This window comes from Streptomyces afghaniensis (assembly GCF_044327915.1).
Lineage (GTDB): Bacteria > Actinomycetota > Actinomycetes > Streptomycetales > Streptomycetaceae > Streptomyces > Streptomyces afghaniensis.
Genome location: NZ_JBIRGJ010000008.1, coordinates 409,224 through 422,142, shown reverse-complemented (window position 1 = coordinate 422,142; position 12,919 = coordinate 409,224). Strand labels below are relative to the sequence as shown.

The 12,919-nt window shown below is 72.1% G+C and carries 11 protein-coding genes; 9 read left to right on the top strand and 2 right to left on the bottom strand.

The features are described 5' to 3' along the window. Nucleotides 1-116: 116 nt before the first annotated feature. Nucleotides 117-1,253: a lipid II:glycine glycyltransferase FemX gene (locus tag ACH4G3_RS30785; protein ID WP_397627576.1), complete on the top strand. Its 1,137-nt coding sequence runs from the start codon at nucleotides 117-119 to the stop codon at nucleotides 1,251-1,253. Nucleotides 1,254-1,349: 96 nt separating this feature from the next. Then, the gene (locus tag ACH4G3_RS30780) at nucleotides 1,350-2,336 is read left to right on the top strand and encodes an EamA family transporter (RefSeq protein ID WP_397627575.1); all 987 of its coding nucleotides are present in this window, start codon (nucleotides 1,350-1,352) and stop codon (nucleotides 2,334-2,336) included. Nucleotides 2,337-2,352: 16 nt separating this feature from the next. On the opposite strand, the gene ACH4G3_RS30775 is transcribed toward ACH4G3_RS30780, so the two are convergent. Next, nucleotides 2,353-3,033 carry a formylglycine-generating enzyme family protein gene (locus ACH4G3_RS30775; RefSeq protein ID WP_397627574.1) on the bottom strand — a complete coding sequence of 227 codons (681 nt, stop codon included), beginning with the start codon at nucleotides 3,031-3,033 and terminating at the stop codon, nucleotides 2,353-2,355. 71 nt (nucleotides 3,034-3,104) lie between these two features. Here ACH4G3_RS30775 and ACH4G3_RS30770 point away from each other — a divergent pair, with 71 nt between their 5' ends. Both ACH4G3_RS30770 and ACH4G3_RS30765 read left to right on the top strand, forming a co-directional pair. Continuing rightward, complete coding sequence (locus tag ACH4G3_RS30770; RefSeq protein ID WP_397627573.1) at nucleotides 3,105-3,563, top strand: PPOX class F420-dependent oxidoreductase; 459 nt, start codon at nucleotides 3,105-3,107, stop codon at nucleotides 3,561-3,563. A 57-nt stretch (nucleotides 3,564-3,620) separates the two neighbouring features. Then, the gene (locus tag ACH4G3_RS30765) at nucleotides 3,621-4,562 is read left to right on the top strand and encodes a MerR family transcriptional regulator (protein WP_397627572.1); all 942 of its coding nucleotides are present in this window, start codon (nucleotides 3,621-3,623) and stop codon (nucleotides 4,560-4,562) included. 67 nt (nucleotides 4,563-4,629) lie between these two features. Here ACH4G3_RS30765 and ACH4G3_RS30760 read toward each other — a convergent pair whose 3' ends face one another. Continuing rightward, entirely contained in the window at nucleotides 4,630-5,400 is a 771-nt protein-coding gene (locus tag ACH4G3_RS30760) for a hypothetical protein (protein ID WP_397627571.1), read from the bottom strand. A 417-nt stretch (nucleotides 5,401-5,817) separates the two neighbouring features. On the opposite strand from ACH4G3_RS30760, the gene ACH4G3_RS30755 reads away from it, so the two are divergent. Genes ACH4G3_RS30755 through ACH4G3_RS30735 form a run of 5 tightly spaced genes read left to right on the top strand, consistent with a single transcriptional unit; the run spans nucleotide 5,818 to nucleotide 12,910 of the window. Beyond that, nucleotides 5,818-6,612 carry a TIGR03084 family metal-binding protein gene (locus ACH4G3_RS30755; RefSeq protein ID WP_397627570.1) on the top strand — a complete coding sequence of 265 codons (795 nt, stop codon included), beginning with the start codon at nucleotides 5,818-5,820 and terminating at the stop codon, nucleotides 6,610-6,612. Between the two features lie 50 nt (nucleotides 6,613-6,662). After that, entirely contained in the window at nucleotides 6,663-8,276 is a 1,614-nt protein-coding gene (locus tag ACH4G3_RS30750; RefSeq protein WP_397627777.1) for an acyclic terpene utilization AtuA family protein, read from the top strand. Then, on the top strand, nucleotides 8,273-9,871 hold the full coding sequence (locus ACH4G3_RS30745; protein WP_397627569.1) for an acyl-CoA carboxylase subunit beta: 1,599 nt from the start codon (nucleotides 8,273-8,275) through the stop codon (nucleotides 9,869-9,871). The genes ACH4G3_RS30750 and ACH4G3_RS30745 overlap by 4 nt, the downstream gene beginning before the upstream one ends. Before the next feature lie 10 nt (nucleotides 9,872-9,881). Continuing rightward, nucleotides 9,882-11,726 (top strand): acetyl/propionyl/methylcrotonyl-CoA carboxylase subunit alpha, encoded by a 1,845-nt coding sequence (locus ACH4G3_RS30740; protein ID WP_397627568.1) that lies wholly within the window; start codon nucleotides 9,882-9,884, stop codon nucleotides 11,724-11,726. A gap of 56 nt (nucleotides 11,727-11,782) precedes the next feature. Further along, nucleotides 11,783-12,910, top strand: a complete 1,128-nt coding sequence (locus ACH4G3_RS30735; RefSeq protein ID WP_397627567.1) for an acyl-CoA dehydrogenase family protein — start codon at nucleotides 11,783-11,785, stop codon at nucleotides 12,908-12,910. Nucleotides 12,911-12,919: the final 9 nt, after the last annotated feature.

Sequence of the window (12,919 nt, the reverse complement as noted above, 5' to 3'; positions counted from 1 at the left end):
TACGGACGTGCTTGAGGCGTTCGGGCCACGGCACGGGCCGACCCGAGTGTCTGAGCCGGGGCAGGGGCGAAGCCGCTCCTAGGCTCACGGGACCAGCCATTCGAAGGAGCCCGCGCATGAGCGTCCGCGTCCAGCCGATCACCCGTGACGAGCATCTCGCGTTCGTCGCGGCTCGCCCCTCCGCCAGCCACACGCAGATCCCGTCGTGGGGCGAGGTGAAGCCCGACTGGCTTGCGGAGAGCCTCGGCTGGTTCGACGCGTCCGGGCAGCTCGTCGGCGCGGGACTGGTGCTGCTGCGCCCGCTGCCCGGGCCGAAGCTGCCGGGACTGCCGCGGTACCTGGCGTACCTGCCCGAGGGCCCCCTCATCGACTGGCACGAGCCCGGCCTCGAACGTCTGCTGGAGCCGATGGTCGCCCACCTCGGGAGACGGGGCGCCTTCGCGGTGCGGATGGGCCCGCCCGTCGTGGTGCGCCGCTGGAGCGCCGAGGCGGTCAAGGCGGCGATCGCGGACCCGGCCGCCCGGCGGCTGCGCGACGTGCGGGCGACATCGTTCGAACCGCGTGCCGGCCAGGTCGCGGACACCCTGCGCCGCATGGGCTGGCGGCAGACCGAACCCGGCGGCGAGGACGGCTTCGCCGCGGGACAGCCCCGGTACGTCTTCCAGGTGCCGTTCGCCGGACGGACGCTGGAGGACATCCACGGCGGCCTGAACCAGCAGTGGCGGCGCAACATCAGCAAGGCGGAGAAAGCCGGCGTGAAGGTCGTACGCGGCGGCTACGAGGATCTGCAGGCCTTCCACGAGCTGTACTCCGAGACCGCCGAGCGCGACCGCTTCGTCCCGCGCCCGCTGCCCTACTTCCAGCGCATGTGGAGCGCGCTCACCGCCGAGCACCCGGACCGTATGCGGCTCTACCTCGCGTACCACGACGGCGAGGTACTCGCCGCGGCGACGATGCTGACCGTCGGCGACCACGTCTGGTACTCCTACGGCGCCTCCACGAGCCGGCGGCGCGAGGTCCAGCCGAGCAGCGCCGTGCAGTGGCGCATGATGACGGACGCCCATGAGCTCGGCGCCGCCGTCTACGACCTGCGCGGCATCACCGACACGCTGGAGGAGTCCAGCCACCTGCTGGGACTGCTCCGGTTCAAGGTGGGCACGGGCGGCGAGGCCGTCGAGTACCTCGGCGAGTGGGACTTCCCGCTCAACCGGCTGCTGTACAAGGCGCTGAGCCTGTACCTCGCGCGCCGCTGACCGAGTCCATTACTCTGGACTCTCCAGTACATCGTGATGCACGCGGATGTGTAAGACGGTGTACGTACGCAGCCGAGCCGAGCACAGGATTCGCCCGTGACCACTCCGGACACCGCCACCACGCCCCAGTCCGCGACGGCCGACGCCGCCGGCGCACCGGCCACAGGGCCCGGGCGACCGGGCCGGCCGGGCCGGCTGGGCTCCCTCGGGCCGGTGGGCCTGGTGTTCGCGGGCGGGATCTCCGTGCAGTTCGGCGGTGCGCTGGCGGTGATGCTGATGCCGAGGGCGGGCGCCCTCGGAGTCGTGGCGCTGCGACTGCTCGTGGCCGCGGCCGTCCTGTTGCTGGTCTGCCGGCCGCGGCTGCGCGGCCACTCGCGCACCGACTGGGGCACGGTCGTCGTCTTCGGCATCACCATGGCCGCGATGAACGGCCTCTTCTACCAGGCCGTCGCCCGCATCCCACTGGGCCCCGCGGTCACCCTCGAGGTCCTCGGCCCGCTCGCCCTCTCGGTCCTGGCGTCCCGCCGCGCGATCAACGTCGTCTGGGCGGCCCTCGCCCTCGCCGGCGTCTTCCTCCTCGGCGGAGGAGGCTTCAGCGGCCTCGACCCCACAGGAGCGGCCTTCGCCCTGGGGGCCGGCGCCATGTGGGCGGCCTACATCATCTTCAGCGCCCGTACGGGCCGCCGCTTCCCGCAGGCGGACGGCCTGGCACTGGCGATGGCGGTCGGGGCGGTCCTGTTCCTGCCCCTGGGCATCGCCGAGTCGGGGACGAAGCTGCTCGACCCGGTGACGCTGGGCCTCGGCGCGGCGGTGGCCCTGCTCTCCTCGGTCCTGCCCTACACCCTCGAACTCCTCGCCCTGCGCCGCCTGCCGGCCTCCACTTTCGCGATCCTCATGAGCCTGGAACCGGCCATCGCGGCGACGGCCGGCTTCCTCCTCCTCGACCAGACCCTCACCGCCCTGGAGGCCGCCGCGATCGCCCTCGTCATCGCGGCGAGCATGGGAGCGGTACGGACCCAGGTCGGCCGCGGCCGCGGCCGCCGGAAGGCGGCGGCGCTGGAGGGTACGGGGCTGGAAGGCTAGAGCGACCGGGACGCGTTCACTGCGATCGCGCGACGCGGAATCCCACGTCGTCGATCCGGAACGTCGGATGACTGCGGCGCCGTACGGAAGCACGGCAGCTCCAGTGCTCGTCGGCCCAGCCGCCGCCCCGCAGCACCCGGTAGGTGCCGTAGACCTCGGCGTCGTAGACGTCCCAGCACCACTCCCAGACATTGCCCAGCATGTCGTAGAGGCCCCACGCGTTGGGCTGCTTGCCGCCCACGGGACGGATCCGCTCCTCGGAGGTGCCGCGGTACCAGGCGATGTCGTCGAGCCGCCCGTACCGCGGCCCGCTGCCGCCGGCCCGGCAGGCGTGCTCCCACTCGGCCTCGGTCGGCAGCCGGTACCCGTCGCCGGAGGCGTCCAGGCCGACCGACTCGGAGCCCTCGCGCAGGCGATACACGGGCGTCAGCCCCTCCGCCCGGGACAGCGCGTTGCAGAACCGGACCGCGTCCCACCACGACACGCCCTCCACGGGCAGCCGTTCGCCGTGGGCGGCACTCGGCCGCTCGCCGGTGACCTGGGCGTACCAGGCCTGAGTGACGGGGAACGCCGACATCCGGAACGACGCGACGTCGGCCGCCCAACTCCGCTGCGTCCGCCGGTCGGACAGCGTCACCCGCCCCGGCGGAACGACCACCATCCCGTTCCCCACGTCCACGCCCACGCCTGCCCCCATGCCGAGCCACACTAACGGCGATCGGACGCGGGACGTGAAATATCCGCGTGGGCGGCGAAGTTGACCTGGTCATGACCCAACGTCCGGCGCCCCGCCCGCTGTCCGACGAAGCCCTCTCCGCCCTGCTCGGCAAGCAGCAGTTCGGCACTCTGGCCACCGTCAAGCGCAACGGCCGGCCCCATCTGACCACCATGGTCTACAGCTGGGACGCCGAGGCCCGGATCGTGCGGTTCTCTACGACGGCCGACCGTGTCAAGGTCAGGCAGCTGCGCCACGATCCGCGCGCGGCGCTGCATGTGCAGGGCGGTGACGTGTGGTCGTTCGCCGTCGCGGAGGGCGAGGCCGAGGTGTCCGACGTCACGACGGTCCCCGGCGACGAGGTCGGGCGGGAACTGCTCGGGATCATCCCGGAGGAGGCCAGGCCGCAGGACGAAGATGTGTTCCTGGAGCAGTTGGTGGCCGAACACCGGGTGGTCGTCCGGCTGCACGTGGACCGGCTGTACGGGACGGCGCTCGACATCGACAGCTGACGTCTGCGGGGAGACCGGGCTTGAGTCTCCCGTAGGGGGAGGCACGAAGGTGCAGGCATGGACGGCGACACGCTCTTCACGATCGGGGCCCTGGCCCGGCGGACCGGGCTGACGGTCAAGACCATTCGGTTCTACTCCGACACCGGGATCGTGCCGCCTACGGACCGCAGCCCGGTTGGCTACCGTCTCTATGACATCGGCGCACTGGCGCGCCTGGATCTGGTGCGCACCCTGCGTGACCTGGGACTCGACCTCGCCGTCATCCGGCAGGTGCTGGACCGGGAGGTCTCGGTGCCGGAGGTCGCGGCCGCACACGCCGATGCCCTGGAGGTGCAGATCCGCACCCTCCGACTGCGACGCGCGGTGCTGCGAGCGGTTGCCAAACGAGGCTCCACTCCCGAGGAAATGGACCTCATGCACAAGCTTGCCAAGCTCTCCGACGACGAACGCCGACGCCTCGTCACCGACTTCATCGACGACACCTTCGGCAGGTTCGACGCCAACGCCGACTTCGTCGACATGATGCGCTCGGCCATGTCCGACCTGCCGGACGACCCCGAGCCCGAGCAGGTCGACGCCTGGGTGGAACTCGCCGAACTCACCCAGGACCCCGACTTCCGCGCCGCCGCCCGCCGCATGGCCGAGTACCAGGCGGCCGAGCGCGCCCGAGGCGACGCCACCGGCTTGCACCACGACCTCACCGAGACGGTCCGCGACAGCGTCGGCCGCGCCCTCGATGCCGGCATCGCTCCGGCCTCGGCCGCTGCCGCACCGATCATCGACGCCCTTACCGCCCGTTACGCGCAAACCTTCGGCCGCGCCGACGACGCCGACTTGCGCCACTGGCTGCTGACACGCCTGGAGATCGCCGACGACCCCCGCGCGGAGCGCTACTGGCACCTGCTGGCCGTCATCAACGGATGGCCCGTCCCGCCCAGCCTGGCTCCCGTGTTCACGTGGTTCACAGCAGCCCTGCGCGCTCACACTCCTGCTCCGTAGCTCCTGGCGGCAGCGCTTCTGGGGACGGGAGACCCACCTGTCAATGACGTCCGTCAGTTCCAGACCCCTAGCGCACCAACACCCCCCGCACCGTGATCCCGTAACGCACCCGCAGCCGCCGCAGCTCCCACAACCCGACCGCCGTCACGGACAGCGGGGCCCCGAGCATGAACACCGCGCGCACGGGCACCGGCACGCCCGCATAGGCCCCGGTGAACACGTCGATCAGCGCCATCTCCCAGACCAGCGTCATGGCGAGAAGCGGCGGCATGGTCTGGTGGATGTCGGACGTGCGGAACACGTGGATCAGAGCCAGGCCGATGCCCCAGAAGATGAACGGCGTCACCCACACCAGGATGAACGCGGTGACCACCCACGTGACCACGGTCATCACCGGGCCGGTCGCGGACTTCACGTCGAAGAAGCCGGTGAGCATGGTCGCCGGGAAGACGAAGACCCCGGCGATGAGGGCCAGGATCGCGCCGAACGACTTCGCGGCCCTGCGCAGCAGGTCCCGGCGGGCGGCCGGAGCCGTCAGGGCCGTCAGGACGCCCACGACCACCGGGAGCGTCACAGACAGCACCAGCACGCTGAGCCACGACTGCTGGAACCGGTCGTCCGCGACGCCCCGGACGGAATTGGTGATCTTGTAGGTCACCGACACCCACACCACCGCGCCGAGTCCCACGAGGGTGCGGATCTTCTGCATGCGCGCGATGAACGGATCCTCGACGAGGTCCGGCCGGGACGGCTTGAAGACCCGGCGTGCGGTGTGGATGGGGCCGATCCGCCGCCGCAGCCGTGTGAAGGGGCCGGGCGGCGGCGCCTGCGGTGGCATCGGGTGGGGGATGTAGGGGTGCGGCACATGTGGCGCATAGCCACCGCCTCCGCCCGGTGGCGGTTGCGGCGGCCCATAGGGGCCGGGCGGAGGTGGCGGGTACGGCCCAGGAGGGGCCGGCGGGTACGGCCCAGGAGAGGGCGGCGGGTACGGCTGCTGCCCGCCGTGCGGGCCGTACGGCGGCGGCTGCCCGCCCGGGTTCCAGTTGCTCATCCTTGTGTCTCCCCCGATGCGTGACCCGTGCGCGACCAAGTGAACGAGCGCGTCCCAGAGTGTATTGATCGCGCCGTCAGAGCACACCCTTCAAGCCACCGCACAGTTTCATGCAAGCACGCTTGATTGTTTCTGGCTCCGCTGCCATGCTCCTCAGCACACCGCACCACCCCCGCACACCGCCGTGCCCCGAGGGGAGCGCCCGTGTCCGATCCGACGTCCGTGATCGACGACCTGCGTGAGGAGAGCGAGGAACTCGACCGCCTCGTGGCCGGGTTGAGCTCGCCGCGCTGGGCGGTCGCCACCCCCGCGCCCGGCTGGACCGTCGCCCACCAGATCGCCCACCTCGCCTGGACGGACCGCTCGGCCCTGCTCGCCGTCACGGACGCCGACGGCTTCCGCGCGCTGGTCGAGAAGGCCCTCGCCGTACCCGGTTCCTTCGTCGACGAGGGCGCCGAGGAGGACGCCGGACTCCCGCCCGCCGACCTGCTCGCGCGGTGGCGCGACGGCCGTACCGCGCTGGAGGAGGCGCTGCGGGCCGCCCCGCCCAAGGCGCGTTTCCCCTGGTACGGCCCACCCATGTCGGCCGCCTCCATGGCGACGGCCCGTCTTATGGAGACCTGGGCCCACGGTCAGGACGTGGCCGACGCCCTCGGTGTGGTGCGCCCACCCACCGACCGGCTGCGGCATGTGGCCTGGCTCGGGGTACGGACCCGGGACTTCGCCTACGGTGTGCACGGGCTGACTCCGCCGTCCGATCCCTTCCGCGTTGAACTCCGAGCCCCCTCCGGCGACTCGTGGACGTACGGGCCCGAGGACGCCCCGCAACGCGTCACCGGCCCCGCCCTCGACTTCTGCCTCCTGGTCACCCAGCGCGCCCACCGCGCCGACCTCGCCCTGCGCGCCGACGGCCCCGACGCCGACCGCTGGCTGGACATCGCCCAGGCCTTCGCAGGCCCGCCCGGCACCGGGCGCCCCCCGGGAGGGGCCGCACAGTGACCCTCCGCATCGGTAACGCCTCCGGTTTCTACGGCGACCGCTTCGACGCCATGCGCGAGATGCTCACCGGCGGTGACCTGGACGTCCTCACCGGCGACTACCTCGCCGAGCTGACGATGCTCATCCTCGGACGGGACCGGCTGAAGGACCCCGGCGCCGGATACGCCCGTACGTTCCTGCGGCAGCTGGAGGACTGCCTGGGGCTCGCCCACGAGCGGGGCGTGAAGATCGTCAGCAACGCCGGCGGGCTCAACCCGGCCGGACTCGCCGACGCCGTACGGCACTTGGCCGACCGGCTCGGCATCCCCGTGCGCGTCGCACATGTGGAGGGCGACGACCTCACCGCCGCGAACCCCGGCAGCCTCGCCGCCCACGCCTACCTCGGCGGCTTCGGGATCGCGGCCTGTCTGCGGGCCGGCGCCGACATCGTCGTCACCGGGCGGGTGACGGACGCGGCACTGGTCACCGGGCCGGCCGCCGCCCACTTCGGGTGGCAGGAGACGGACCTCGACCGGCTCGCGGGGGCCGTCGTCGCCGGGCATGTGCTGGAGTGCGGGGCGCAGGCCACCGGCGGCAACTACGCCTTCTTCCGGGACGGCGACGTCCGCCGGCCCGGCTTCCCGCTCGCCGAGCTCCACGAGGACGGCAGCTGCGTCATCACCAAGCACCCCGGCACCGGCGGCTTCGTCGACGTCGGCACGGTCACCGCCCAGTTGCTGTACGAGACGGCCGGGGCGCGGTATCCCGGGCCCGACGTCACCGCCCGCCTCGACACCGTGCGGCTCGGCCAGGACGGGCCCGACCGGGTGCGGATCGAGGGCGTGCGCGGTGAGGCGCCGCCGCCCACCCTCAAGGTCGGCCTCAACAGGCTCGGCGGCTTCCGCAACGAGGTCGTCTTCGTGCTCACCGGCCTCGACGTCGAGGCCAAGGCCGCCCTGGTGCGGGAGCAGCTGGAACCCGCCCTCGGCAAGGCCGCCGAGGTGCGCTGGGAGCTGGTCCGCACCGACCGGCCCGACGCCCCGAGCGAGGAGACGGCGAGCGCGCTGTTGCGGCTCGTCGTACGGGACCCCGACCAAGAGGTGGTCGGGCGGGCCCTGAGCGGGGCGGCCGTGGAGCTGGCGCTCGCCAGTTACCCCGGCTTCCATGTGCTGGCACCCCCAGGAAAGGGCTCGCCCTATGGGGTCTTCGAGGCTGTGTACGTCCCCCATGGGGCCGTCGACCATGTGGCCGTCCTCCATGATGGGCGCCGGGTTCCGGTGCCGCCGCCCCAGGACACCCTCGTACTCGACGACGTGCCGGAGCCCGCGCTGCCCGAGCCGTTGCCGCCCGGGCCCGCCCGGCGCGCCCCCCTCGGACTCGTCGCGGGCGCCCGCAGCGGCGACAAGGGCGGCGACGCCAACGTCGGTGTCTGGGCCCGCACGGACGACGCCTGGCGCTGGCTCGCGCACGAGCTGACGGCCGACCGGTTCCGGGAGCTGATCCCCGAGAGCCGGCCGCTGAAGGTCACCCGGCACGTCCTGCCCGATCTCCGCGCCCTCAACTTCGTCGTCGAAGGGCTCCTCGGCGCGGGCGTCGCCGCTCGGCACCGCTTCGACCCGCAGGCCAAGGCCCTCGGCGAATGGCTGCGCTCCCGCCATCTGGACATACCGGAGGCCCTCCTGTGACCGTCCTGACCTCCGCGCTCGACCCGGGCAGCCCGGAGTACCGGGCCAACCGCGAGACCATGCTGGCCAAACTCGCCGAACTCGACGCCGAGCACGCCAAGGCCCTCGCGGGCGGCGGCGAGAAGTACGTCGAGCGGCACCGCAGGCGCGGCAAACTCCTCGCCCGCGAACGCGTCGAGCTGCTCCTCGACCCCGACACGCCCTTCCTGGAGCTGTCCCCGCTGGCCGCCTGGGGCAGCGACCACACCGTCGGTGCCTCCCTCGTCACCGGTATCGGTGTCGTCGCGGGAGTGGAGTGCCTGATCACGGCCAACGACCCGACAGTGCGCGGGGGAGCGAGCAACCCCTGGTCGCTGAAGAAGGCCCTGCGCGCGAACGACATCGCCCTCGCCAACCGGCTGCCCTGCATCAGCCTGGTCGAGTCCGGCGGCGCCGACCTGCCCTCCCAGAAGGAGATCTTCATCCCCGGGGGCGCCATCTTCCGGGACCTCACCCGGCTGTCCGCCGCCGGGATCCCCACCCTCGCGGTCGTCTTCGGCAACTCCACCGCCGGGGGCGCCTACATCCCCGGCATGTCCGACCACGTGATCATGGTCAAGGAGCGGGCGAAGGTGTTCCTCGGCGGTCCGCCGCTGGTGAAGATGGCCACGGGGGAGGAGAGCGACGACGAGTCCCTGGGCGGCGCCGGGATGCACGCGCGCGTGTCGGGCCTCGCCGACTACTTCGCCGTCGACGAGCACGACGCGCTCCGGCAGGCCCGCCGCGTGGTCGCCCGCCTCAACCACCGCAAGGCGTACGGCGATCCCGGCCCGGCCGAGCCGCCCAAGTACGACGCCGACGAACTCCTCGGCGTCGTCCCCGGCGACCTGAAGAGCCCCTTCGACCCGCGCGAGGTCATCGCCCGCGTCGTCGACGCCTCCGACTTCGACGAGTTCAAGCCGCTGTACGGGACGAGCCTGACCACCGGCTGGGCCGCGCTCCACGGCTATCCCGTCGGCATCCTGGCCAACGCCCAGGGGGTCCTCTTCAGCGAGGAGTCCCAGAAGGCCGCCCAGTTCATCCAGCTCGCCAACCAGCGCGACATCCCGCTGCTCTTCCTGCACAACACCACCGGCTACATGGTCGGCAAGGAGTACGAGCAGGGCGGCATCATCAAACACGGCGCGATGATGATCAACGCGGTCAGCAACAGCCGCGTCCCCCACCTCTCGGTGCTCATGGGCGCCTCCTACGGCGCCGGTCACTACGGCATGTGCGGCCGGGCCTACGACCCGCGCTTCCTCTTCGCCTGGCCCAGCGCCAAGTCGGCCGTGATGGGCCCGCAGCAGCTCGCGGGCGTGCTGTCGATCGTCGCCCGCCAGTCGGCGGCGGCGAAGGGCCGGCCCTACGACGAGGAGGCGGACGCCGCCCTGCGCGCCATGGTGGAGCAGCAGATCGAGTCCGAGTCGCTCCCGATGTTCCTGTCCGGGCGGCTGTACGACGACGGCGTCATCGACCCGCGCGACACCCGCACCGTCCTCGGCCTGTGCCTCTCCGCCATCCACACCGCCCCCTACGAGGGCGCGCGCGGCGGCTTCGGCGTCTTCCGGATGTGAGGAACCTTCAGTGATCACTTCTGTGCTGGTCGCCAACCGGGGCGAGATAGCCTGCCGGGTCTTCCGCACCTGCCGCGAGCTCGGCATCCGCACGGTCGCCGTCCACTCGGACGCCGACGGAAACGCCCTGCACGCGCGCGTGGCCGACACGGGCGTACGGCTGCCGGGGACCGCGCCCGCCGACACCTACCTGCGCGGCGACCTGATCGTGAAGGCGGCCGTCGCGGCCGGCGCGGACGCCGTGCACCCCGGCTACGGCTTCCTCTCCGAGAACGCCGGCTTCGCCCGGGCCGTCCTGGACGCGGGCCTGGTCTGGATCGGACCGCCCCCGGACGCCATCGAGGCGATGGCGTCCAAGACCCGCGCCAAGCGGCTCATGGGACTGAAGCCCCTCACCGACGTCACCGAGGCCGACCTCCCGGTGCTGGTGAAGGCGGCGGCGGGCGGCGGCGGTCGCGGCATGCGCGTCGTACGGCACCTGGCGGACCTGGACGCCGAGTTGGCCGCCGCACGCGCCGAGGCGGCGAGCGCCTTCGGCGACGGCGAGGTCTTCGTCGAGCCGTACGTGGAGAACGGCCGCCACGTCGAGGTGCAGATCCTCGCCGACACCCACGGCACCGTCTGGCCGCTCGGCACCCGCGACTGCTCCCTCCAGCGCCGCCACCAGAAGGTCGTCGAGGAGGCCCCCGCACCCGGCCTCCCCGGGGAACTCCAGGAGGAGCTGAGCGCCCTCGCCGTACGGGCCGCCCGAGCCGTCGACTACGTGGGCGCCGGCACGGTCGAGTTCCTCGTCGCCGACGGCAGGGCCCACTTCCTGGAGATGAACACCCGCCTCCAGGTCGAACACCCGGTGACGGAAGCGGTCTTCGGCCTCGATCTGGTCGCCGAGCAGATCCGCATCGCCGAGGGCCACCCCCTCGACAGCACCCCTCCACGCGCGCGTGGCCACGCCGTGGAGGCCCGCCTCTACGCCGAGGACCCGTCCCGCGACTGGTCCCCGCAGACCGGCCGTCTGCACCGCCTCGCGCTGCCCGAGGGCATCCGCCTCGACACCGGCTACACCGACGGCGACGACATCGGCGTCCACTACGACCCCATGCTGGCCAAGGCCGTAGCCCACGCCCCCACACGCGCGGAGGCCGTCCGCAAGCTCGCCTCAGCGCTGGAACGGGCCGTGATCCACGGCCCCGTCACCAACCGCGACCTCCTCGTCCGTTCCCTGCGTCACCCGGAGTTCACCGAGGCCCGCATGGACACCGGCTTCTACGACCGCCACCTGCCGGACCTGACCGAGCCGTCCCCCGACCCGCACGCCCCCCTGGCAGCCGCCCTCGCCGACGCCCGGGGCCGCTCCCGCTTCGGCGGCTGGCGCAACGTCCCCTCGCAGCCGCAGACCAAGCGCTACGCGATGGCGGGGCAGGAGCACGAGGTCCACTACCGGCACACGCGCACGGGCCTGGAGGCGGACGGCGTACGGGTGGTACATGCCGACGCGCACCTCGTCGTCCTCGAAGTCGACGGAGTACGGCGCAAGTTCGAGGTGGCCCGCTACGGCGACCAGGTCCACGTGAACGACACCGCCCTGACGGCCCTGCCCCGCTTCCCCGACCCGGCGGCCCAGCACGCCCCCGGCTCCCTCCTGGCCCCCATGCCGGGCACGGTCGTCCGAGTGGCCGACGGCCTGACCGCGGGCACACCCGTCAAGGCCGGGGAGCCCCTGCTGTGGCTGGAGGCGATGAAGATGCAGCACAAGATCACAGCACCCGTCACAGGAACGCTGAGTGAGCTGTGTGTCGTACCCGGACAGCAAGTAGAGCCGGGCGCACTCCTGGCGGTGGTGACAGAAACCTCTTAGGGGCGCGGGGAACTGCGCGACCAGCCACGTACGGCCCGCACCCGAAAGGACTCCCCATGGACACCGAAGACCACAAAGCCCTACGCCAAGCCGTCTCCGCACTCGGCAACCGCCACGGCCGCGGCAGCGACCCCACCCAACTCTGGTCAGAAGCAGGAAAACTCGGCTACCTCGGCGTCAACCTCCCGGAGGAACACGGCGGCGGAGGCGGCGGCATCTCCGAACTCTCCATCGTCCTGGAAGAACTCGGCGCGGCCGGCTGCCCCCTCCTCATGCTGGTCGTCTCACCCGCCATCTGCGGCACGGTGATAGCCCGCTTCGGCACGGACGCCCAGAAACAGCACTGGCTCCCCGCCCTGGCGGACGGCTCCCGCCTCATGGCCTTCGGCATCACCGAACCCGACGCCGGCTCCAACAGTCACCGCATCACCACCACGGCACGCCGCGACCAGGACACCGGAGACTGGATCCTCACCGGCCGCAAGGTCTTCATCTCCGGCGTCGACCTCGCGGACGCGACCCTGATCGTCGGCCGCACGGAGGACGCCCGCACCGGCCGCCTCAAGCCCTGCCTGTTCATCGTCCCGCGCGACGCACCCGGCTTCACCCGCCGCCCCATCGACATGGAACTCGCCGCCGCAGAGAAGCAGTTCGAGCTGACGCTGGACGACGTACGGCTGCCCGCCGACGCGCTCGTCGGCGACGAGGACGCAGGGCTCCTCCAGCTCTTCGCCGGCCTCAACCCCGAGCGCATCATGACGGCCGCCTTCGCGATCGGCATGGGCCGCTACGCCCTGGCGAAAGCCGTGGAGTACGCCCGCGACCGGCAGGTCTGGGACACCCCCATCGGCGCCCACCAGGCGATCGCCCACCCCCTGGCACAGGCTCACATCGACCTCGAACTCGCACGCCTGATGATGCAGAAGGCGGCCCGTCTCTACGACGCCGGTGACGACATGGGCGCCGGTGAGGCCGCCAACATGGCGAAGTACGCGGCGGGGGAGGCCTGTGTGAAGGCCGTGGACCAGGCCGTGCACACCCTCGGCGGCAACGGCCTCACCCGCGAGTTCGGTCTGGCCTCGCTGATAACGGCCGCGCGGGTGGCTCGTATTGCCCCGGTCAGCCGGGAGATGATTCTCAACTACGTCTCCCACCAGACCCTGGGCCTGCCCAAGTCGTACTGAGACGGCCCG

Bases quoted from the DNA above. Each gene is read 5' to 3' on its own strand.
- ACH4G3_RS30765 (WP_397627572.1), top strand. From the start codon at position 3,621: ATGGACGGCGACACGCTCTTCACGATCGGGGCCCTGGCCCGGCGGACC.
- ACH4G3_RS30760 (WP_397627571.1), bottom strand. From the start codon at position 5,400: ATGCCACCGCAGGCGCCGCCGCCCGGCCCCTTCACACGGCTGCGGCGG.
- ACH4G3_RS30775 (WP_397627574.1), bottom strand. From the start codon at position 3,033: ATGGGGGCAGGCGTGGGCGTGGACGTGGGGAACGGGATGGTGGTCGTT.
- ACH4G3_RS30770 (WP_397627573.1), top strand. From the start codon at position 3,105: ATGACCCAACGTCCGGCGCCCCGCCCGCTGTCCGACGAAGCCCTCTCC.
- ACH4G3_RS30785 (WP_397627576.1), top strand. From the start codon at position 117: ATGAGCGTCCGCGTCCAGCCGATCACCCGTGACGAGCATCTCGCGTTC.
- ACH4G3_RS30750 (WP_397627777.1), top strand. From the start codon at position 6,663: ATGCGCGAGATGCTCACCGGCGGTGACCTGGACGTCCTCACCGGCGAC.
- ACH4G3_RS30735 (WP_397627567.1), top strand. From the start codon at position 11,783: ATGGACACCGAAGACCACAAAGCCCTACGCCAAGCCGTCTCCGCACTC.